General features: G+C 64.2%; 20 protein-coding genes. 5 read left to right on the plus strand and 15 right to left on the minus strand.

Annotation, left to right across the window (positions count from 1 at the left end):
* Positions 1-5: 5 nt before the first annotated feature.
* The 3 genes from CJ178_RS08485 to gatC form a co-directional block, all read right to left on the minus strand.
* A complete protein-coding gene (locus CJ178_RS08485; RefSeq protein WP_033231475.1) occupies positions 6-1,133 on the minus strand; it encodes an NDMA-dependent alcohol dehydrogenase in 1,128 nt (375 codons plus the stop codon).
* Between the two features lie 195 nt (positions 1,134-1,328).
* A complete protein-coding gene (gatA, locus tag CJ178_RS08490; protein WP_045070375.1) occupies positions 1,329-2,810 on the minus strand; it encodes an Asp-tRNA(Asn)/Glu-tRNA(Gln) amidotransferase subunit GatA in 1,482 nt (493 codons plus the stop codon).
* Positions 2,807-3,106 (minus strand): Asp-tRNA(Asn)/Glu-tRNA(Gln) amidotransferase subunit GatC, encoded by a 300-nt coding sequence (gene gatC / locus CJ178_RS08495; RefSeq protein WP_033231072.1) that lies wholly within the window; start codon positions 3,104-3,106, stop codon positions 2,807-2,809. The genes gatA and gatC overlap by 4 nt, the downstream gene beginning before the upstream one ends.
* Before the next feature lie 254 nt (positions 3,107-3,360).
* Here gatC and CJ178_RS08500 point away from each other — a divergent pair, with 254 nt between their 5' ends.
* Positions 3,361-4,011: an ACT domain-containing protein gene (locus tag CJ178_RS08500; RefSeq protein WP_033231073.1), complete on the plus strand. Its 651-nt coding sequence runs from the start codon at positions 3,361-3,363 to the stop codon at positions 4,009-4,011.
* 55 nt (positions 4,012-4,066) lie between these two features.
* On the opposite strand, the gene CJ178_RS08505 is transcribed toward CJ178_RS08500, so the two are convergent.
* The 9 genes from CJ178_RS08505 to CJ178_RS08545 form a co-directional block, all read right to left on the minus strand.
* A complete protein-coding gene (locus CJ178_RS08505) occupies positions 4,067-4,555 on the minus strand; it encodes a GNAT family N-acetyltransferase (RefSeq protein WP_033231074.1) in 489 nt (162 codons plus the stop codon).
* Between the two features lie 53 nt (positions 4,556-4,608).
* Positions 4,609-6,648: an NAD-dependent DNA ligase LigA gene (gene ligA / locus CJ178_RS08510; protein WP_373557475.1), complete on the minus strand. Its 2,040-nt coding sequence runs from the start codon at positions 6,646-6,648 to the stop codon at positions 4,609-4,611.
* 105 nt (positions 6,649-6,753) lie between these two features.
* Entirely contained in the window at positions 6,754-7,776 is a 1,023-nt protein-coding gene (locus CJ178_RS08515) for a methionine synthase (protein WP_045070381.1), read from the minus strand.
* Complete coding sequence (gene mnmA, locus CJ178_RS08520; RefSeq protein ID WP_033231077.1) at positions 7,773-8,885, minus strand: tRNA 2-thiouridine(34) synthase MnmA; 1,113 nt, start codon at positions 8,883-8,885, stop codon at positions 7,773-7,775. Before mnmA ends, CJ178_RS08515 begins: the two co-directional genes overlap by 4 nt.
* Positions 8,885-10,114: a cysteine desulfurase family protein gene (locus tag CJ178_RS08525; RefSeq protein WP_033231476.1), complete on the minus strand. Its 1,230-nt coding sequence runs from the start codon at positions 10,112-10,114 to the stop codon at positions 8,885-8,887. Before CJ178_RS08525 ends, mnmA begins: the two co-directional genes overlap by 1 nt.
* A gap of 44 nt (positions 10,115-10,158) precedes the next feature.
* On the minus strand, positions 10,159-11,016 hold the full coding sequence (locus tag CJ178_RS08530) for a lysophospholipid acyltransferase family protein (protein ID WP_045070384.1): 858 nt from the start codon (positions 11,014-11,016) through the stop codon (positions 10,159-10,161).
* Positions 11,013-11,843, minus strand: coding sequence for a GNAT family N-acetyltransferase (locus tag CJ178_RS08535; protein ID WP_045070386.1), 831 nt, complete (start codon positions 11,841-11,843; stop codon positions 11,013-11,015). The genes CJ178_RS08530 and CJ178_RS08535 overlap by 4 nt, the downstream gene beginning before the upstream one ends.
* A 135-nt stretch (positions 11,844-11,978) precedes the next feature.
* Positions 11,979-12,935, minus strand: coding sequence for an electron transfer flavoprotein subunit alpha/FixB family protein (locus CJ178_RS08540; protein ID WP_045070388.1), 957 nt, complete (start codon positions 12,933-12,935; stop codon positions 11,979-11,981).
* Positions 12,936-12,983: 48 nt separating this feature from the next.
* On the minus strand, positions 12,984-13,784 hold the full coding sequence (locus CJ178_RS08545; RefSeq protein WP_033231080.1) for an electron transfer flavoprotein subunit beta/FixA family protein: 801 nt from the start codon (positions 13,782-13,784) through the stop codon (positions 12,984-12,986).
* Positions 13,785-14,031: 247 nt separating this feature from the next.
* Between CJ178_RS08545 and CJ178_RS08550 the strand changes: the two genes are divergently transcribed.
* From CJ178_RS08550 to CJ178_RS08560, 3 genes are read left to right on the plus strand one after another with little or no spacing between them, the layout of a single operon-like run.
* Entirely contained in the window at positions 14,032-14,841 is an 810-nt protein-coding gene (locus CJ178_RS08550; protein ID WP_045070389.1) for a class I SAM-dependent methyltransferase, read from the plus strand.
* A 29-nt stretch (positions 14,842-14,870) separates the two neighbouring features.
* A complete protein-coding gene (locus tag CJ178_RS08555) occupies positions 14,871-16,430 on the plus strand; it encodes a 1,4-alpha-glucan branching protein domain-containing protein (protein ID WP_045070391.1) in 1,560 nt (519 codons plus the stop codon).
* Positions 16,427-17,671, plus strand: coding sequence for a glycosyltransferase family 4 protein (locus tag CJ178_RS08560; RefSeq protein ID WP_033231082.1), 1,245 nt, complete (start codon positions 16,427-16,429; stop codon positions 17,669-17,671). The genes CJ178_RS08555 and CJ178_RS08560 overlap by 4 nt, the downstream gene beginning before the upstream one ends.
* Here CJ178_RS08560 and CJ178_RS08565 read toward each other — a convergent pair.
* Positions 17,657-18,286: a maleylpyruvate isomerase family mycothiol-dependent enzyme gene (locus CJ178_RS08565; RefSeq protein ID WP_045070393.1), complete on the minus strand. Its 630-nt coding sequence runs from the start codon at positions 18,284-18,286 to the stop codon at positions 17,657-17,659. The genes CJ178_RS08560 and CJ178_RS08565 overlap by 15 nt on opposite strands.
* Before the next feature lie 28 nt (positions 18,287-18,314).
* Positions 18,315-19,076 carry an acyltransferase gene (locus CJ178_RS08570; RefSeq protein WP_045070397.1) on the minus strand — a complete coding sequence of 254 codons (762 nt, stop codon included), beginning with the start codon at positions 19,074-19,076 and terminating at the stop codon, positions 18,315-18,317.
* A 117-nt stretch (positions 19,077-19,193) separates the two neighbouring features.
* Between CJ178_RS08570 and CJ178_RS08575 the strand changes: the two genes are divergently transcribed.
* Positions 19,194-20,501, plus strand: coding sequence for an outer membrane protein assembly factor BamB family protein (locus CJ178_RS08575; protein ID WP_095886527.1), 1,308 nt, complete (start codon positions 19,194-19,196; stop codon positions 20,499-20,501).
* 19 nt (positions 20,502-20,520) lie between these two features.
* Here CJ178_RS08575 and CJ178_RS08580 read toward each other — a convergent pair whose 3' ends face one another.
* Complete coding sequence (locus tag CJ178_RS08580; protein ID WP_045070402.1) at positions 20,521-21,678, minus strand: THUMP-like domain-containing protein; 1,158 nt, start codon at positions 21,676-21,678, stop codon at positions 20,521-20,523.

The following is a 21,678-nucleotide window of genomic DNA, read 5'->3' on the forward strand; positions in this document are numbered from 1 at the left end:
AAAGATCAGTAATCGTCCTCGGTGTAAATGATCATGCCGCGCAAGTTCTTTCCCGCGAGCATGTCGGCGTAGCCCTCGTTGATCTCCTCGAGCTTGTAGGTGTTGGTCACCAACTCGTCGAGTTTGAGTGCGCCGCTGCGGTAGTGATCGAGCAGCTTCGGAATCTGGGAACGCGGACCGACACCGCCGAAGATGGCTCCCTGCAAGCGCTTCTGCAGCAGTGTCAGCTCGAACAGGCTGAGCGTCACCTGCGAATCGGCGTAGTGGCCCATGCCGACCACAACAACCTGACCGCCCTTACCCGTGGCGCTGAGGGCAGGTTGAATGATGTCGCCGTGGATCTCTCCGACAGTGATCACGGTGACGTCGGCCATCTTGCCCCACGTGAGTTCACCGATCGCGGGGATAGCTTCCTCGAGCGAGGCGAAGGTATGAGTTGCGCCGAATTCCTTGGCCTTCTGCCGCTTGAATTCAACCGGGTCGATCGCAACAACAAAGCGCGCGCCCGCAGACGCGGCACCCTGCACCGAGTTGATGCCGACACCGCCGACTCCGATAACCACGACCGTGTCACCGACCTTTGCGCCGCCGATAGCCGTCGCCGATCCCCAACCCGTCGCGACGCCACAGCCGAGCAGCGCTGCCTTGTCGAGTGGGATGTCCTTCTCGATCTTGATCACCGAGGACTCGTTGACCGTCACGTACGGAGAGAACGTGCCGAGCAGGCACATCTGAATGACGGGCTCACCATCGAGGGTGACTCGGTACGAATTATCCGAGATCGATTGTCCGGTAAGCAGACCCGCACCCTGGTCGCAGATATTCTGCAATCCCTTTGCGCATGACGGACAGCGTCCACACGCCGGAATGAACGCCAGTACAACGTGATCACCTTCGACGACGCTCGTAACGCCCGGTCCCACCTTGGTCACCACTCCGGCACCTTCGTGCCCACCCACGGCAGGATAGAAGGGAAGCGGGCTTGCACCCGTCCGCAAGTGCTCGTCCGAATGGCACAGCCCCGATGCGGCAAGCCGAATCTGCACTTCTCCGGAAATCGGATCACCCAGATCGACCTCTTCGATTTCCCACGGCTGACCTGGCGCCTTGACTACTGCTGCCTTGACCTTCACCAGCACTCCTCGAAATTATTCGTGATGCACGGACGACGACGGACCGAATCGGGACTTGTGTCCTCGATCACACTCCACCTACGAGTGTGCCCGATGGGGGCCAAAAATATCGGCGCTCAGACGATCACCTTCAGACGCGACAATGCCGCCACCGAGAAACTAGTGACGGCATTGTCGAAAGCACGAGATCTTCGCTCAGACAGCGGTACCGATCGGGCCACGCGCTGCTTCGTACGCCGCACCGACACGGTACAGACGCTCGTCCGCCATGGCCGGAGCCATGATCTGCAGACCGACAGGCAGATTGTCGTCCGCCGAGAGACCCGACGGCACCGACATGGCGCAATGGCCGGCCAGGTTGGTGGGCAGGGTGCAGAGGTCGGAGAGGTACATCGCGAGCGGATCGCCCACCTTCTCCCCCAACTTCCACGGCGTGAACGGACTGGTCGGCGAGACCAGAACATCGACCTGCTCGTACGCCTTGTCGAAATCGCGAGCGATCAGAGTGCGAACCTTCAGGGCTGAGCCGTAGTAGGCGTCGTAGTAGCCCGAGGACAGTGCGTACGTGCCGATCATGATGCGGCGCTTGACCTCCGGACCGAAGCCGGCAGCGCGAGTGGCTGCCATGACCTGATCGGCGCTCATGTTGCCGTCGTCGACGCGCATGCCGTAACGCATGGCGTCGAAGCGAGCGAGGTTGGACGAGACCTCACTGGGCAGCACCAGGTAGTACGACGCGAGCGCGTACTCGAAGCTCGGGCACGAGACCTCGACAACCTCGGCGCCGAGAGCCTTCAATTGCTCGACAGCCGCGTCGAAGGACGCGATGACTCCGGGCTGGTAGCTGTCGGAGTGCAGCTCCTTGACGACGCCGACCTTGACGCCGCGCAGGTCTCCGTTGGCACCTTCGCGAGCCGCGGCAACCACCGGACGCACGGGAGCGTCGATAGACGTGGAGTCGCGCGGATCGTGTCCGGCGATGACCTCGTGCAGCAGCGCGGTGTCGAGCACGGTGCGACCACACGGGCCACCCTGATCGAGCGACGACGCACACGCGACAAGACCGAAACGCGAGACGGTTCCGTACGTGGGCTTGGTGCCGACGGTTGCCGTGACTGCGGCCGGCTGGCGAATGGATCCGCCGGTGTCGGTGCCGATGGCCAACGGTGCCTGACGGGACGCCAGCGCAGCTGCACTACCGCCGCCCGAGCCGCCGGGGATACGCGTGGTGTCCCATGGGTTACGCGTCGGGCCGTACGCCGAGTTCTCGGTGGAGGAACCCATCGCGAATTCGTCGAGGTTGGTCTTGCCGAGGATCGGAATGCCTGCGGCGCGAAGCTTGCTCGTCAGGGTCGCGTCGTACGGCGCTACCCATCCTTCGAGCATCTTCGACGCGCAGGTCGTCGGCATGTCCGTGGTGGTGAAGATGTCCTTGAGCGCAATCGGCACACCGGCGAGCGGCGATACGGGCTCGTTTCCGGCTGCCAGGGAGCTGTCGACGGCAGCAGCGGCTTCGAGCGCCTGATCGCCGGCGACGTGCAGGAAGGCGTGGTACTCGGAGTCGACTGCAGCGATGCGATCGAGGTGCGCCTGGGTGACCTCTACGGAGGACACCTCACGCGAATGGATCTTGTCTGCCAGAACCGAGGCGTCCAGCGTTGTCAGGTCGGCGGTCATTCGCCCTCTCCAAGGATCTGCGGAACGGCAAAGCGATCCTGTTCGACTGCGGGTGCACCGGACAACGCCTGATCCGGGGTCAACCCCGGCACGATGACGTCCGGTCGGGTGACGTTGGTGACGGCATTGGGGTTCGCCATGGGCGGAACGTCGTCGGCCGCAACCTCGGTGACCACCTTGACGTGGTTGAGAATCGAATCCAACTGACCGGCGAACTCGTCGAGTTCTGCGTCGGACAGTGCGAGTCTGGACAGCCGCGCGAGGTGCGCGACCTCGTCACGGGAGATGGCAGGCACCGCGGGGCCCCTTTCGGAAGAGGACGTATTCATTGCCGGTCCAGCCTAGTTGCTCGGCTCAGCACACTTGTAGTCGCGCCTCGCGTGTCCACCGCCACGTCCGGTTCGACCGAAGTGTTTCGGTCATGTCACAACCTCGTACAGCGGGCGTGACGGGGCCGCGGCGCCGACCATCGACACGGCGACAAGTGCAAAGATGACGTACAGCGCGAGTCACCACGACCCGGGCGACAACCGAAAGCGAAAGGACGAACGTGTCATACCTGCTCCGCGTCAGTCTGCCCGACCGTCCCGGTAGCCTCGGCGCACTCGCCGTCGCACTGGGTTCCGTCGGAGCCGACATTCTCTCCCTCGACGTCGTAGAGCGAGGCGACGGTTTTGCCATCGACGATCTTGTTGTCGACGTCGAACCGGGAGCGCTACCGGACACACTCATCACGGCAGCCGAGCATCTCCCCGGCGTATCGGTGGATTCCATCCGTCCGTACGCGGGAATCCTCGACACCCACCGTGAGCTCGAACTCATCGACTCAGTCGCCACCGCAAAGGACGATCGCCTCCAGGTACTCGTTGACGGCGCCCCGCGAGTGCTGAGAGTGGGTTGGTCCGTCATCGTCGACATCGGCCCGCAAGGGGCATATCGGGTGGTCGGCAGCTCGGGCGCACCCGAAACTCACGCCACCGAGGTCCCGTGGATGCCCCTCGAGAAGCCGGCAGTCCTCGACGGTGAAGCCGACTGGGTGCCCGAGGTGTGGCGCGACATGGACACCAGCCTCGCCGCCGCACCATTGGGTTCGGGCGGTCGAGTCCTGATGCTCGGACGCCCCGGCGGGCCGGAATTCCGGCCGTCGGAGATTGCCCGGCTGGGTTATCTCGCCGGGATCATCGCGACAGTTCTGAGCTGACAACTACAGTTCCGGGTTATTACCGTTCTGGGTTACTACAGCTCTGGGTTACTACTCAGGCCAGGTCGCGCACCAAGACGGTCAGCTCCATGCCCCGGATCGGTTCCCACGCCCGGTCCGGGTCAGGGACAAATCCGTTGCGATCGTAGATACGACGCGCATCGACCATCTCCGGTTGAGTCGACATGACCACCGAGTGATCGCCACGGTCGTACGCCTCGGCGATCACGGCGCGTACCAAAGCCGTACCCGCTCCCGATCCGCGAGCATCGGGTGAGACTGCGAGCATGCGGAATTCGAGTTCGCCGGCCTGCGCTACGTCCGCGAACGGCGTTCCCGGTTCTGCCACGGTGAGCGATCCCACAACGCGGTCAGCGAGAACCGCGACCAGCACTCGGCCGTCCTGCGCCCGAGTTGCCGTGTCGCGCAGACGCTCCGCGTACGGGGTTCCTTCGGCAACAAATCCGCCACCCACGTAAGCCTGCACAGTCAGCTCCCCTACGGTGTCGAACTCGTTGGGGAGGATTTCGCGAATCTCGATCATGGCGTCACTATTGCACCCTGCGTACCGAACTCGGAAATCGCAAAGCGAAGTAGTTATTCGTCCAATTCGGTGGGTGCTACCGCGTCCGGGCCACCTTCGAGCAACCGACGGAAGCCGTCCTCGTCGAGCACGGGCACGCCCAATTCGACCGCCTTGTCGTGCTTGGAACCCGGTGCTTCACCGACAACCACAAACGCCGTTTTCTTCGAAACGGAACCGGCTGCCTTACCGCCGCGCACGAGGATCGCTTCCTTCGCCTGATCGCGGGAGTACGTCTCGAGTGAACCGGTGACCACGATCGAGAGGCCCTCGAGGTTGCGCGGAATGGAATCGTCTCGCTCGTCCTCCATTCGCACTCCAGCGGCCGCCCACTTGTCCACGATCTGCTGATGCCAGTCCACCGTGAACCACTCGACCACTGCGGCGGCAATCGTGGAACCGACGCCGTCTACAGCTGCCAACTGCTCCATCGACGCTTCCCGAATGCGTTGCAGCGAACCGAATTCCCCCGCCAACGCTCGCGCCGCCGTTGGACCGACATGCCGAATGGACAGTGCCACAAGCACTCTCCACAACGGCTTGTCCTTGGCCGAATCCAGGTTGGCCAGCAAGCGTTTTCCGTTTGCCGAGAGCGCTCCGGCGTTGGTCCGGAAGATCGGCACACCGATCAGAGTGTCGGCGTCGAGTGAGAAGAGATCACCTTCGTCGTCGATGGCCTTCGCTTCGAGAAGACCGGTCGCAGCCTCGTATCCGAGCACCTCGATGTCGAAGGCCCCGCGGCCGGCAACATGGAACACCCGCTCACGCAGCTGCGCCGGGCAGTGCTGCTGATTGGGGCAGCGCACGTCGACGTCGCCCTCTTTTGCGGGCGCCAGCAAAGTGTCGCACTCGGGACAATGCGTCGGCATGACAAACTCGCGCTCGGTGCCGTCGCGGACGTCGGCCACCGGTCCGAGAACCTCGGGGATGACGTCGCCCGCTTTACGCAGCACCACGGTGTCACCGATCAACACACCCTTGCGCTTGACCTCACTGCCGTTGTGCAGCGTGGCCAACGACACAGTCGAACCGGCTACCGTTACCGGTTCCATGTACGCAAACGGCGTCACACGTCCGGTTCGTCCGACGCTGACGCGAATGTCGAGAAGCTTGGTCGTGACCTCCTCGGGCGGGTACTTGTACGCAATCGCCCAACGCGGCGCTCGTGACGTGGTGCCGAGACGGCGATGCAACGACATTTCGTCGACCTTGACCACCAGGCCGTCGATCTCGTGCTCGACGTCGTGGCGATGTTCGCCCCAGTACTTCATCTTGTCCACGACGGCGTCCGCCCCGACAACGCGTGACGTGTGCGTCGACACCGGCAGACCCCACGCGGCGAGCGCGACATAGGCGTCGTACTGCGACGCGGGCTCGAAGCCCTCCATGCGGCCGAAACCGTGACAGATCATGCCGAGGCGTCGACGCGCCGTCACCGCGGGATTCTTCTGGCGCAACGATCCGGCGGCAGAGTTTCGCGGGTTTGCGAAGGGCGCCTTGCCTTCCGCGACCAACGACGCGTTGAGTGCGGCAAAGTCCTCGAGGCGGAAGAACACCTCACCACGCACTTCGAGCACGCTGGGGATCGGGTACTCGTCCGTCGCGGTGAGGTATTCCGGGATGTCGTTGATGGTGAGCGCGTTGAGCGTGACCAATTCGCCCGTGCGGCCGTCTCCACGGGTGGCAGCCCGCACGAGCTTGCCGTTCTCATAGACGAGGTTGAGCGCAACGCCGTCGATCTTGACTTCACACAGGTAGTGCAGATCCGGCCCGGTTTCCTGCTCTACCTTGGCAATCCAGCCGCGCAGTTCGGACTCGTCGAAAACGTTGTCGAGGCTGAGCATGCGCTCGAGGTGATCGACCGAGGTGAAATCCGTTGCGAACCCGCCGCCCACCAACTGAGTCGGTGAGTCAGGAGTCCGCAAGTCCGGATACTGCTCTTCGAGGGCATTGAGCTGACCGAGCAGTGTGTCGAATGCGCCGTCCGAGATGGTCGGTGCATCACGAACGTAGTAGCGGAACTGATGCTGACGGACCTCCTCGGCCAGCTCCATCCACTGCTCACGCGCCTCGTTGGGCGCAGGCTGCACGGTTCCCTCGGTGGTTTCACTCACAAGACAAGAGAATATCGGTTCTCACCGACAGAAAAGCACCGCGAGTCAGAATGCCGACGGATCGTCCACCAAGGCCTTGCTGACGTCGGTGCACACCTTCAGCGCCGTGCGGGCGTAGTCGAGGCCGGCGCCGGCCAGACCGCATCGCGGGGTCACCGCCACCTGAGTCTGCAGCAGCTCCCGCGAAAACCCGAGACGGTCGATCAGCGTCACGGCAGGCATTGCGCGTTCTTTCCACGTGAGCGGCTTCTCGGGCGCCGTGGAGGGAACCAGACCCAACGCCAGCTGCTTGCCGGCATCGAACAACTGGCCGATGCCGTCCAAGTCGCGCGAGGAAATCAGGGACAGGTCGAAGCTCACGGCACTCGCCTTGCTGCGTCGCAGCAGATCCCACGGGAGGTCCGCGCTGCAACTGTGCACGATGGTCGGCAATCCGCAGCCCTCGATGGCCGAGTCCAGAATCGCCAGGGCTTCCGGTTCGGGGAGTGCCGGAACACTTTCCATTCTCGTGCGTCCGGGCAAAGACCCGGCGAGCACAGCAGTCATCTGCGGTTCGTCGAGCTGAACGATCACGCGGGCACCCGTGCGGCGGGTCACCTCGGCGGCGTGGCGGGCCAACCCCTCGCCCAACGATTCGGCAATGTCACGCAGTGCTCCGCGATCCACGAGCACACGTGAACCGTTTGCGACCTCGATCTCGGCGCCGAGTGTCAGCGGGCCGGCAGCCTGCAGCTTGATCACGTGATCTCCGCCGACCAGCCGCGCTGCTTCCCAGGCTTCCTCGAGAGCGTCGAGATCCTGGTTCAGGAAATCCTCGGCGCGCTTGGCGATGTTGCCGCGCCGGGGCACAACCCGGTACGAGCGCGTCGACGCGTCGAGGTTGATGTCGACGAGGACGGCACCGGTTCGGCCCACTGTGTCTGCGCCGAGACCGCGTGCCGGTAGTTCCACCAGGTGCGGAAACCCGCCGAGCTCACCGAGGATGGTGGCGGCACTTTCCCGGGCATCCGTGCCCGGCCAGGATCCGATTCCGGTGACCAGGCCACCGATGGAAACCTGCTGTGTCACAGTGTGTTCGGCTCGGATTCGGTTCCGGCGATAGTGCCGCTGCCGAGTACCTGATCGCCCAGTTCACTGTCGGGACGGTACAAAACCACTGCCTGCCCCTTCGCGACACCCGTCAGCGGTTCCCGCAAGGAAATCGTGATGCCGCCGCCTGAAGTGCCGTCGTCGACTGCCTCTGCCACTGCCTGCGCCAGTCCGCCGTGAGCCCGAACCTGCACCATGCACTCGACCGGGCCTTCGGGGGCCTGACCGGACGTCCAGATCGCACGCTGCGCCGTGATCGCCCACACATCGAGATTCTTGGCCGAACCGACTCGGACAGTGCCGGTTTCGGGTTCGATCGACGTGACGTACCGCGGGCGTCCGTCCACCGCCGGACCTTCGACGCCCAGTCCCTTACGCTGACCGATCGTGAAGCCGTGCACGCCGTCGTGTGCTGCCAGGACCTCACCCGAATCGGCGTCGACGACGCTTCCCGGGCGAACACCGATCCGGGCGCCGAGGAATGCTCGGGTGTCACCGGTCGGGATGAAGCAGATGTCGTGGCTGTCCGGCTTGTTCGCGACGGCAAGTCCGCGCTCGGCGGCCTCTTCGCGGATCTGCTCCTTCGGTGTGTCGCCGATCGGGAACATAGCGCGCGAAAGCTGCGCTGCTGTCAGAACTCCCAGGACGTACGACTGATCCTTGTCGGAGTCGACTGCGCGGCGCAGAACGCCGTCTTCGAGGCGGGCGTAATGGCCCGTGGCAACGGCGTCGAATCCGAGCGCAACCGCGCGATCCGCGAGAGCGGTGAACTTGATCTTCTCGTTGCAGCGCAAGCACGGGTTAGGCGTCTCACCCGCGGCGTACGACGCCACAAAATCGTCGATCACGTCTTCTTTGAAGCGATCCGCAAAGTCCCAGACGTAGAAGGGGATTCCCAGAACGTCGGCGGCGCGCCTGGCATCGCCCGCGTCTTCCTTGGAACAGCATCCACGCGAACCCGTGCGCAAAGCGCCAGGTGCCGTCGACAACGCCAGATGAACTCCCACGACGTCATGGCCGGCGGCAACTGCGCGGGCGGCGGCAACGGCGGAGTCGACGCCTCCGCTCATGGCTGCGAGTACTCGCATCAGCGATCCCCTCCACGCGAACCGGCACCGGCAAGACCGGCGGCCCGAGCGCGCTCTACTACTTGTGGCAGCGCTGCGATGAGCGCATCCACATCGGTGACACTCGACGTATGTCCGAGTGAAAATCTCAAGGAACCCCGCGCGGTCGACGGTTCTACGCCCATCGCGATCAGCACGTGGCTGGCCCGGGCAACACCTGCGGTGCACGCCGAACCGGTGGAGCATTCGATACCCGCAGCGTCGAGGAGCATCAGCAACGAGTCCCCTTCACAGCCGGGAAAAGTGAAGTGCGCGTTGCCGGGCAGACGGTCCGAACCGGTCGGGCCGTTGAGTACCGATTCGGGAAGAATCCGGAAAACACCCTCGATCAAACGATCGCGTAGTTCCGCCAATTCCCGTGCACTGGAATCGATGTGCGCGGTGTTCTCGCGCAGCGCCGCGGCCATGCCCACCACGCCCGCGGTATCCGGGGTTCCCGAACGAAGATCACGCTCGTGTCCGCCGCCGTGCAGGAGCGGCACACACGGAACCTGACGTCCCAGCAGCAGTGCGCCGACGCCGTGCGGGCCGCCGAACTTGTGTGCCGCGATACTCAGAGCAGAGAGCTTGCTCGCGGCAAAATCGACTGGCAACTGGGCAACGGCCTGGACTGCGTCACTGTGCATCGGGATTTCGAATTCCGCTGATATCTCGGCCAATTCGAGAATCGGCATGACGGTGCCGACCTCGTTGTTCGCCCACATGATCGTGACGAGTGCAACCTCGTCGGCGTGCACCGACAACTCGTCTCGCAGGGTCTGCGGGTCGACTACTCCGTTGGCGTCCACCGGCAACCAGGTGACCTTGGCACCCTCGTGCTTTTCGAGCCACTCCACGGTGTCGAGAACCGCGTGGTGCTCTACCGAGCTCGCCAGGATTCGGTTGCGCCTCGGGTCGGCGTCGCGGCGGGCCCAGAAGATTCCCTTGACTGCGAGGTTGTCACTCTCGGTACCGCCGGACGTGAAGATGACCTCCGACGGCCGAGCGCCCAGGCAGGCCGCGATCGACTCGCGCGATTCCTCGACACGGCGGCGCGCAGCACGGCCGGAGCCGTGCAGCGAGGACGCATTGCCCACGGTTGTGAAGATATCGGTCATCGCCTCGATAGCAGCTGCCGTCATCGGTGTGGTGGCGGCATGATCGAGGTACACCGGAAATGCGGTGTCAACACGGTGTGCAGGCAGAGTCATGGCCTGACCAGGATAGCCCAGCACGGCAGCTCGCTTCGCGCCGCTTACCCGGCTGAGCGAACATCTTCCGGCGCGGCGGTGATCCGCATCTCCAGATCGGGCACCAGAGCAGTTGTGCCGCGTACTGCCCGCTCACACCGCTCCGCAAGCTCGCGCCTGCACTCCCCTGCCTCTTCGAGCGGCGCCAATCGGACCTCGACCTCCACACTTTTCTGACGCAGGATTCGCCCGATGGATTGCCCGATCGTCTCGCTGCCGACAAAACACGGGCCGGTACACAGGGAGCCGTCGGCGTTGGCGTACCGGATCGCCATGGGCTGGACCGGGCACTGCGAATCGACCGCGGCCTGGAACATCGCCGGGCGGAATCCGCCGTACGCCCGCCCGCACCAGGTCGTTCCCTCCGGAAAGACCATGATGCGCACGCCTCGCTCCAGGCGCTCACGCACAGCTGCGACGACTTCGGGCAGCTCACGCAGCCGAGCGCGATCGATCGGCACAACTCGCATCCGACGTGCCAGCGATCCAAGGACCGCCCACTCGAGCAGATCCGCCCGGGCGACGAAGTTCGCGGGCGCAACGGCACTCGCAACCAGTACGTCCGTCCAGGACACATGGCCGGCGACCACCATTACCCCGTCCGGTTCAGGCCTGCCCAATCGCTGATCGTCGACGCTCAGTTTCATGCCGAGGCAGCGGAGCAGCAGGCGTGAGTACGCACGCTGCAGATGGGCCCGCCAGGTTCGCGGCAGCAACCAGCCCGCTGACAGGATCGGCGCAGTCAGCAACGCGCAGCCGACCATCACCGCTCGAATCCCTACCGTGACATTCGACACACGTGCCGGATCGGACGGCAGACACCCGTCGCCGCAGGGGCTCGACGGCACCCAGTACGGGGTCATCCCGCGAGCCCTTGCTGGGTAGACGCCGCCGATCGAAGCCGATCGAGGTACCTCTTGTTCGCCGAGTGCAGACCTTGCAGCGCAACAAAATCCGCGACGCCGAACGCGGGATCGTAGGCGGGTTCACCGCAGATCACTGCGCCCATGCGCAGATATCCGCGCAGCAGCGGTGGCATGGTCACGCGTGCGGGTGGTGCGATCTGATCCAGTGTGCGGCCGCCGAGAACGACAGGATTTCGGGGAACGGCCCGCCTCTCCAACGGACTGGCGTGCTTGTTCAACACAAAATCGCGGACGCCGCGCACATCCGCGCCGGGGACGGCACCGGGGTGCGGAGTGATCGGAACGGAGACGCACCCCATCACCCATTCGTGGCCGGTCAGTTCGAGGTACTGCAGAATCCCGGACCACATGAGTCCGAGTACCGATCCGTTGCGATGCGCCGGATCGACACATGCGCGGCCCATCTCGACCACTCGGCGCGCCGCCGGATCGATAGCCGAGATATCGAATTCCGTTGCGGTGTAATACCCACCTGCTCTGGCCGCGGCATCCGGGGTGAGCATGCGGTAGCACCCGACGTAATCGCCGGTGAGATCGTCGTAGACCAGGATGTGGTCACAGAAATCGTCGAACGCATCTGCGTCGAGCTCGAAAGGTGAAGCGGGAATCGAGAATCCGGGCTCGGAGACGAATACCCGGTATCGAAGGCGCTGCGCGGCCACTCGATGTTCACGGTCGGAGGAGACGATCAGGGAATATCTCGGCGCGGCGACCTCACGGCCGAGATTGTCACTCGCGGGGCGAAGGACTGACGTAATTGTCATGCGCCAGGTTTATCGACCGGACGCGACAGCGCGGCATCAGCAAAGTGACGCGCCGATGCAGGCCGGGTGAATAAAGCACTGTGCGCCCTTATCAACCGCTGGGGGTTGATAAGGGCGCACAGCAGGTGGTGCTTTTTAGCCCTTGTGAGCCTTCACAGCCTCGGTGAGCTGCGGTGCGACGTTGAACAGGTCGCCCACGATGCCGAAGTCGGCGATCTCGAAGATGGGTGCCTCTTCGTCCTTGTTGACCGCGACGATGGTCTTGGACGTCTGCATGCCGGCGCGGTGCTGGATGGCACCGGAAATGCCGAGTGCGATGTACAGCTGCGGGGAGACCGTCTTACCGGTCTGACCGACCTGGAACTGTCCGGGGTAGTAACCCGAGTCCACAGCCGCACGCGAAGCGCCGACTGCTGCGCCGAGGGAATCGGCGAGCTCTTCGACGACGGAGAACTTGTCGGCGCTGCCGACGCCACGTCCACCGGAAACCACAACGCTGGCTTCGGTGAGCTCGGGGCGGTCGCCACCGACGATCGGCTCACGCGAGGTGACCTTGACGGCACTCTCGTCCTGAGCCGGAACCTCGACAGCGATCTGCTCGCCGGCGCCGGCCTGCGGAGCTGCTTCGACTGCACCCGGGCGAACCGAGTAGACGGGGACGTCGCCGTTTGCCTTGGCCTCGACGGTGAACGCGCCACCGAAGATGGAGTGGACGCCGGTTCCGTCGGCCTTGATCTCGATGACGTCGGTCAGCAGACCGGAGCCCAGACGTGCGGCCAGACGACCGGCAACCTCTTTGCCCTCCGTGCCGGCTGCGGTGATGACCGCTGCGGGGCTGGTGGACTCGACGAGTGCGGCGAGAACGTCGACCTTGGGGGTGACGAGGTAGCCCTCGATGTCGTCGGACTCGGCGACGTAGATCTTCTCTGCGCCGGCTGCTGCCAGTGCGTCGGCGAGCTTGGCTGCGGTGCCGGCGGGGCCGGCGACAACTGCCGACGGCTCACCGAGTGCGCGTGCAGCGGTGATGAGTTCGGTGCTGACCTTCTTCAGCGCACCTTCTGCGTGCTCTACGAGCACAAGTACTTCTGCCATGACTTAACTCTCCCTGAGTTTTTCTGCTGGTTGCCTAGAAGGGCGCGATCAGATGACCTTGTTGCTGACGAGGTACGCGGCAATCTTGGTGCCACCGTCTCCCTCGTCTGCGATGCGCTCACCAGCGGTGCGGGGGGGCTTCGGAGTGGAGGAGGTCACGGTCGTGCCGGCGTTGGCAACACCCACGGTCTCCGGGTCGACACCGAGGTCGGCCAGTGTGTAGACGAGAACTTCCTTCTTCTTCGCGGCCATGATGCCCTTGAAGGAGGGGAAGCGCGGCTCGTTGATCTTCTCGGTGACCGAGACGATTGCGGGCAGCGAAGCCTCGAGGCCGAAAACGCCCTCGTCGGTCTCGCGCTCACCGGTGACGGTGCCGTCAGCGACGACGAGCTTGCGCAGCTGCGTGAGCTGCGGAATGCCCAGGTACTCGGCAATGATGGCCGGAACAGCGCCGACACGGCCGTCAGTGGCCTCGTTGCCGGCGATGATCAGGTCTGCAGGCTCTTCGTTCTCGAACGTGATCTGTCCGAGTGCGGCTGCGAGGGTCCACGCGGTCTGGATGGCGTCGGATCCGTGCAGCGCGGGGTCGTTGATGTGGACAGCCTTGTCGGCGCCCATCGACAGTGCCTTGCGGATAGCGTCGGTGGCGCGGTCGGGGCCTGCGGACAGCACCGTCACCTCACCGCCCTGAGCTTCCTTGATGAGGAGTGCTTCTTCGACGGAGCGCTCGTTGATCTCGTCGAGCACTGCGTCTGCGGCTTCACGGTCAAGCGTGTAGTCGCCGTCGGTCAGCTTGCGCTCGGACCATGTGTCGGGGACCTGCTTGATCAAAACAACGATATTCGTCATGGGTCTTCGTCGACCTCCTGTGTGTATTTCACCTGATAAATCGTCTGTGTTGCTACGCGCAGGCCGAGGGATTCCGCAAATGGATTTCTCGTCTCACGTCGGCTGTGCGTTAGATTACCTCACGTTAAGTTACCCGTCGGTAACTTAACGTGGAACCACCCTCACCATAACGGCACGGAGTGCAAATTATCGCTGTGATCTGGACCACGTGAACACGTTCTATCCGTTTGGCACTAATCTCCCAGAGGTGAGTGAAACAAGTGTCAGCAACCACGAGGACGCACCCCTGCCCCTGACGGGCGAACGAACTGTGCCGGGAATTCCCGAGGAGAACTACTGGTTCCGGCGCCACGAAGTTGTCTACCGCGCGTTGCTGGAACGCTGCACCGATCGCCGCGTGCTCGAAGCCGGTTCCGGAGAAGGCTACGGCGCCAACATGATTGCCGATGTCGCCACCAAGGTCACCGGTCTCGATTACGACATCTCCGCCGTCGAACACGTCCGCGCTCGTTACCCCCGCGTCGAGATGGTCCACGGCAATCTCGCCGAATTGCCACTCGAAGACAATTCGGTGGACGTAGTAGTGAACTTCCAGGTAATCGAGCACCTGTGGGACCAGGGACAATTCCTGCGCGAGTGCTTCCGAGTCTTGGCTCCTGGCGGCGAACTTCTCATCAGCACCCCCAATCGGATCACCTTCTCCCCGGGCCGGGACACACCGCTCAACCCGTTTCACACCCGCGAACTCAACGCAGACGAGATGACGGAACTCCTGGTCGACGCCGGATTCCGCGTCCAACTCATGACGGGTGTCCATCACGGCCCGCGACTGAAGGACCTCGACGCCAAACACGGCGGATCGTTCATCAATGCGCAGATCGACCGTGCCCTCGCCGGTGAGCCATGGCCGGCGGACCTGACCCGCGACGTCGAAGGCATCACCGTGGACGACTTCACGCTCGCCGTCCCCGACATCGACGCAAGCCTCGACCTCGTCGCAATTGCCGTGAAAGACGCCGCTGTCAAAGACCCCGCAGTGAAAGATCCTGCCGAGTGAGTAACGCAACACCCGTCCGAGAACCGGGGATGTTCGCCCTGGTCCTGCACTCGCACCTGCCGTGGCTCGCCAACCACGGGCGATGGCCCGTCGGCGAAGAATGGCTCTACCAGTCGTGGGCCGGGTCGTACCTCCCTCTCACCGCGGCGCTACGACGCCTCGCCGACGAAGGTCGATCCAACCTTCTGACGCTGGGAATCACGCCGGTACTCGCGGCACAGCTCGACGATCCACACTGCCTCGCCGGGATGCACCACTGGCTCGGCAATTGGCAGATCCGCGCGCACGAAGCGGCCGGGATGCCCGACGCGGCGCACCGTGAACTCGGCGCGCGCGAGCACCGTGCGTCTGCCGCAGCATTGGAAGACTTCGAAACCCGTTGGCAGCACGGCGCTTCCCCGGTTTTCCGCGATCTCATCGACCGCGGCGCCTTCGAATTGCTCGGGGGCCCGCTGGCTCATCCGTTCCAGCCGCTTCTCGATCCTCGGCTGCGCGCGTTCTCCCTCCGCGAGGGCCTCGCCGATGCTCAGGCGCGGTGGAACCACACTCCCACCGGCATTTGGGGACCCGAATGCGGGTACACCCCCGGAATGGAACGTGGGTACGCCGAAGCCGGCGTCACACACTTCATGGTCGACGGCCCTGCCCTGCGCGGTGACACCACCCTCGGCCGCCCGGTCCGCGACTCCGATGTTGTGGCCTTCGGCCGCGACCTGCAGGTCAGCTACCGCGTCTGGTCTCCGAAATCCGGATATCCCGGCCACGGCGCGTACCGCGATTTCCACACGTACGACCACGAGACCGGCCTGAAACCGTCCCGGGTCACCGGCCGAACGGTCGACTCCGCTGACAAGGCTCCCTACGATCCGGACCTCGCAGCGGCCGCCGTCGACAAGCATGTCACCGACTTCGTCGAGGCCGTCCGTGCGCGATTGCGATCGGAATCCGCGCGCATCGGGCGCGACGCACTGGTGGTCGCGGCGTTCGACACCGAGCTGTTCGGGCACTGGTGGTACGAGGGTCCGCAGTGGCTCGAAAAGGTTCTTCGCGCCCTACCAGAGGCGGGCATCCGCGTCGGAACCCTAGGCGATGCGCAGGCCGCCGGATACGTGGGTAAGCCTGTGCAACTGGAGGATTCGTCTTGGGGATCAGGTAAGGACTGGCGAGTGTGGGCGGGCGATCAGGTAAGTGATCTCGTGCAACTCAACACCGAAGTTGTCGACACGGCACTGAATGCGGTGGACAAGTCTCGTGGGCACGACAATGTCCCCGGACGTCCGGAACTGCGAAACCGGGTAAACGATCAGGTGCTTCGGGAGACACTGATGACAGTGTCGAGCGATTGGGCGTTCATGGTGAGCAAGGATTCCGCAGCGGGGTATGCGCGCGAACGCGCACACAAGCACGCTCACGCAACCAGGGAGATCGCCGACGCCGTGGTCTCCGGCAGGGATGCGGTTGCCACCCGCCTCGCCGACGGCTGGAATCGCGCGGACGGCCTGTTCCCCGGCCTCGACGCACGGCGTCTGCGCCAGAGCGAACTCGACGGTCCGCCCCAGAGCGAACTGGCAAACGGGAGCATCTCGTGAAAATTCTCATCGTTTCGTGGGAATACCCCCCGGTTGTGGTCGGCGGACTGGGTCGGCACGTCCACCATCTCGCCACCGAACTGGCCGCGGCCGGGCACGAGGTGGTTGTTCTGTCGCGTCGTCCGTCCGGTACCGACGCGTCGACGCACCCGACGGTCACGCACATCTCCGAAGGCGTGCTTGTCGTCGCGGTTGCCGAGGACCCAGCACACTTCGTGTTCGGCGAGGACATGCTCGCCTGGACACTCGCGATGGGGCACGCGATGGTCAGAGCCGGAACGGCGCTGCACAAGCCCGGCGTCGGCGAAGGCTGGCAGCCTGACGTGGTTCACGCCCACGACTGGCTGGTCGCTCACCCCGCAATCGCCTTGGCCGAATTCTACGACGTGCCACTGGTTTCCACGCTCCACGCCACGGAAGCCGGCCGGCACAGCGGCTGGATCTCCGGACGCATCAACCGTCAGGTCCATTCCGTCGAGTGGTGGCTGGCCAACGAATCCGACGCTCTCATAACATGTTCCGCGTCAATGCAGGACGAGGTTACCGAGCTCTACGGCCCTTCACTACCGCCGCTCACGGTCATCCGCAACGGAATTGACCTGACCACGTGGAACTTTCGCGAACGTGCACCGAGGTCGGGGCCACCGAAACTACTCTTTGTCGGACGCCTCGAATACGAGAAAGGTGTCCAGGACGCTATTGCTGCGCTGCCGCGAATCCGTCGTAGCCATCCCGGCACCACACTCGCTGTCGCGGGCGAGGGCACTCAGTTCGGCTGGCTCGCCGAACAGGCGCGCACCCATCGCGTCGTGCGGTCGGTCAACTTTCTCGGCAACCTCGACCACTCCGAGCTTCTGAGTTGGCTGCACGGCGCCGACGCCATAGTTCTGCCGTCACGGTACGAACCGTTCGGCATCATCGCTCTCGAAGCCGCAGCAGCCGGTACACCGCTGATTACCTCTACTGCAGGTGGATTGGGCGAAGCCGTTGTCGACGGCGTAACCGGTATGTCCTTCCAACCCGGCGATGTTGCGGGACTGACGTCGGCCGTACGCGAAGTGCTCGACGACCCGGCGGGCGCTCAGGAACGAGCCGTCGCAGCGCGGGCACGCCTCACCTCGGACTTCGACTGGCATCAAGTGGCCGAGGAAACCGCGCACGTGTACGCGGGAGCCAAGCGTCGGGTGCGCCATCCCCTGGCCCGCCCGGTGATTCCGGAGCGCCCCCTACCCGGACGCTGACGTGAACCGCATCCGCGCGTCGCCGAGCAGATGGCCCGGCGGCAGGATGCGGCCACACAGCACCATCAGCAAGTCCTGTGCGGCGCCGTGCACTTCGGCGCCTGCGCCGAATTCCCAGTCCCGGTCGTCAGCGCGCAGACGCACGCCTTCGAGGTCTGCGCCGAAGTACTTCACGTTCTTGGGTGACAAGCCGCCCAGAACACGACTGAGGCGGTCCTCCGGTACGACGTAGTCGTCGCCGAGGGCAACGCGGATGTCCTGGCCGTGAATGACGTCGTGGGACAGCGCCCCGTCGAAGCCGCCACCGGGCGGCTTCCAGGGATATGCAACGTGCTCGCGCAGGGAGGCAAGCAGCTGTTGCTCGGTCAAATCGCGTGCGTCCGCAAGCGCACGGCGGTTGGACATGCGGTTGAAGTTGCCGCGCGATTTCACCATTTCGAGTACGAATCGCGAAGCGGGATAACGGTACGGCATGGTGATGTGCGCGACCACTTCACGCACACGCCACCCCTCACACAGCGAGAGTGTGTCCCATTGCGCGGTGGTGAGACCGTCCAGGAAGGTCACCAACTCGCGTCGGTGCTCCACAACCCAATCGGGTGTCTGTTCACTCATGCCGCACTCCCCTCCCGAGCGTCACGCTCTACTTCCTGACAGATTTATCCGCCTCGGCGGCTGCCTTCTTCCGCGCGATGTCTTCGAGGGCCGCGATGTACTCGGCACGGTCCGCTGCGCCCGCTTCCCAGTCGGCCTTACGGTTCTTGACGACCTTGGCCGGGGAACCGACGGCGATGCTGTAGTCCGGGATGTCGCCCTTGACTACGGCGTGCGCTCCGAGAACACAACCCCGACCGACGCGGGTGTTACGCAGGACGGTGACCTTCGCGGCAACCCAGGTGTCCGGACCGATGCGCACGGGGCCCTTCACGATGCCCTGATCCTTGATGGGGGTGTTGACGTCGTCCATGCGGTGGTCGAAGTCGCAGATGTAGCACCAGTCGGCAACCAGCGTCGAGGCGCCGATCTCGATGTCGAGGTACGTGTTGACGACGTTGTCCTTGCCGAAGACCACTTTGTCTCCGATGCGCAAGGAGCCTTCGTGGCAGCGGATCGCGTTGCCGTCGCCGATGTGGACCCAGCGCCCGATTTCGAGGCGGGACAGATCGGGAGTCGAGTGGATTTCGACGTTCTTGCCGAGAAACACCATGCCGCGCAGAATCACGTGCGGATTGGCCATCTTGAACTTGGCAAGACGGTAGTACCGCACCAGGTACCAGGGGGTATATGCCTTGTTCGCCAGAACCCATTTGAGGGAATCGACGGTCAGGAACTTGGCCTGATCGCTGTCGTTTCGGCGTGATCCCCGCCACCGAGTGCGCAACGGTGCGCCCCACATGCTCGTCATGAGTATTCAGAGTACGGGCAGTCGACGCACCGACCCTCGGGGTGTGCCCCGTCACGTTGCCTACGGCGGGATAGTCTCTGGTCCGAACTACTTTCGCAAGCGGCAGGGAGATGTGAGATGCGGCGGGTCCTACGGTCGTCCGTGATGGTGATGGCGGCGATCGCTACGGTGATGGCTGCCGGGTGCGGAAGCGAGAGTTCCGTCGTCGACCGCTACGCAACTGCCGGTTGGCCGGCGATGCACGCCGACGCCCGAAACAGCGACACCAGCGAGGTCACGGGTTCGCGCAATCTCGAGTTCGCGTGGTCTCGTCCACTCGGCGGTCCCATTGCCGCATATGCATCCGTGGGAGCAAACGGCCAGAGTTTCGTGACGGCGCGCGCCGAGAACGGCTGCAACCTCTTCTCGTTTCAGCTCGACACCGGCCGCAAGGTGTGGTGTACCCGGATGAACGACGGTGTTGCCGCGTCGACGCCCATCGTGGACACCGCGACCAACGTCTACGTGGGTGAAAGCGGGGCGATGGCGTCGTACACCCGCAACGGCCAGTTGCGTTGGCGCACACTCGTTGTCGGCACTCCCCTGTCGGCGCAGTTCACGGGCGACGGCAACCTGCTGTTCATCACGCAGCTCGGTCAGATCAACGTGCTCAATCCCCAGACCGGCGCAAAGGTTGTCTCGTCGTTCAATTTGATTCCGCCGCCGACGTTCGAGCAGCAGACCAACGCCGAACTCATTCCCGACAACCAGGGACTCGACGAGTGCTTCCTCGGCACGTCGGGCTGCCCGGTGGCAAACACCCCCGCAATCGATCTGGAAAGCGGCACGTTCTACTTCACGTTCTACGGGCCCAACTCCCAGGCCGCCGATCTGGTCGCCATGAAGTACACAGGCGGCGACAATCCCTCGATCACCCCGGAGTGGTCCACCGACGCACTGCCCGGCGGAACCGCGTCGAGCCCGGACCTGTCGAAGGACGGAAAGACCGTCTACACCACCGACAACAACGGAACGCTGTGGGCGATCGATGCCGCAACCGGCGACCCGGTGTGGAGTTACAACATCGGCTTCAACTCCGCGGGTAGTCCCTCCACCTCCGACGACGGATTGATCATCCCCGCCGGAGCTGCCGACGGTCACCTGCTTGCCGTCCAGGACAAGGGCGATCACGCCGAACTCGTCTGGGAGCGCAAGGATCTACTGCAGTTGGGTGTTCCGGCTCAAACTGCCGGGGACACCGGGTACACCGTCGTCCGCGAAGGCGACAACGGGCTGAGCCTGATCACGTTCGACACCCGATCCGGTGAAACCGTTGCTCAGAACACCCTGCCAGGCGCGGTCGGCTTCACCGTCGGCACTTCCATCGGCCCGAATGGTGAAGTGTTGACGCCCAGCGCAATCGGTGAGCTGTTCGTCTTCAAGTGAGCTGTGCGACGACTCAGGGCTAGCGCGACGCCTCACAGATGAAGGCCGACGCCGAGCGTCCGATGCGCACGATCACCACACTCAGCGACACAGAACCCTTGAGTTTGAGCCGTGGACGCAGCACTGCCGGATCGACGTCGACACCACGAACCAGGATCTCGACGACGCCGCAGTCGCGCTTCGAGAGAGTCTGCTTCAACAGCTTTTCGGAGTACTTGATCTGTTCGAGAATCCGGAATCCGCGAACACCCTCGGGGATGCTGTTTCCGGTGAGATACGCAATCCGTGGGTCCAGTTGCCACAGACCATGTCTGGCCGCATAGTGGCGCACCAGGCCCGCCCGAACGACGGCGCCGTCCGGGTCGATGATCCACTCCCCCGGTTCCTGCTCGGGGATGGTGTCGTCCTCGGCGTCGGTCACCGACCACCCGGTGCCGTCGGACCGCAGTACCGATGCCCGACGCGTCACGCCCGCCTCGGCAAGTCCCGCCGACCACAGACAGGCCTCTTTGACACCGCCGTCGAGTGAGACGACCTCGACCTCGCCGTTCCAGCCGAGGTTGTCGAAATCGAGTCCGGGAGCACACTTCACGGCAATGTCGCGGCCGTCGTACGCATCGAGCAGATCCGGGAGCGGCGGCATCAATGCGGCCGGATCGTGTGTTCGCCGTCCACCCGAACGGCGTGCCGGGTCGGCAAGGATCACGGTGCCGCGCGTTGTCGGACGCAAAGCATCAGCCCGCAACAGCGCCGCCGACGGCACGTTGTGACGGGCCATCGCCAAACGGACGGCGTCGATGTCACTACCGATTACCCGATCCGCAACGCCGGTGAGGGCGTGCAGTTCCGCACCGATGGAACACGTCACGTCGTGCACCGTGCGCCCGACAAGTCGCTGCGCACGGTGATCTGCGACAGCCGCCGGGGTGGCCTGCTGCATCGCGTCGTCGGTGAACAACCAGCCCCCGCTGCCGGGGAGTTTTGCAGCCGCCTTTCGGCGCAGCAGAACCGTGTCGACAAGCGCGGGCATGTGGTCGCCGAAACGCGTACGCGCCCGGCCGATGTCGGCCAGACGCGTACGCGTGGACAGCTCGAACTGTTCCATCTCGGCCAATGCCGCTATGCCGGAGTCACTTTCCAGATAGGCGATGTCAGCGAGGGTGAAGTCATAACCCAA

The sequence above is a fragment of the Rhodococcus sp. ACPA4 genome, assembly GCF_002300185.1.
Taxonomy (GTDB): Bacteria; Actinomycetota; Actinomycetes; order Mycobacteriales; family Mycobacteriaceae; genus Rhodococcus_F; species Rhodococcus_F globerula.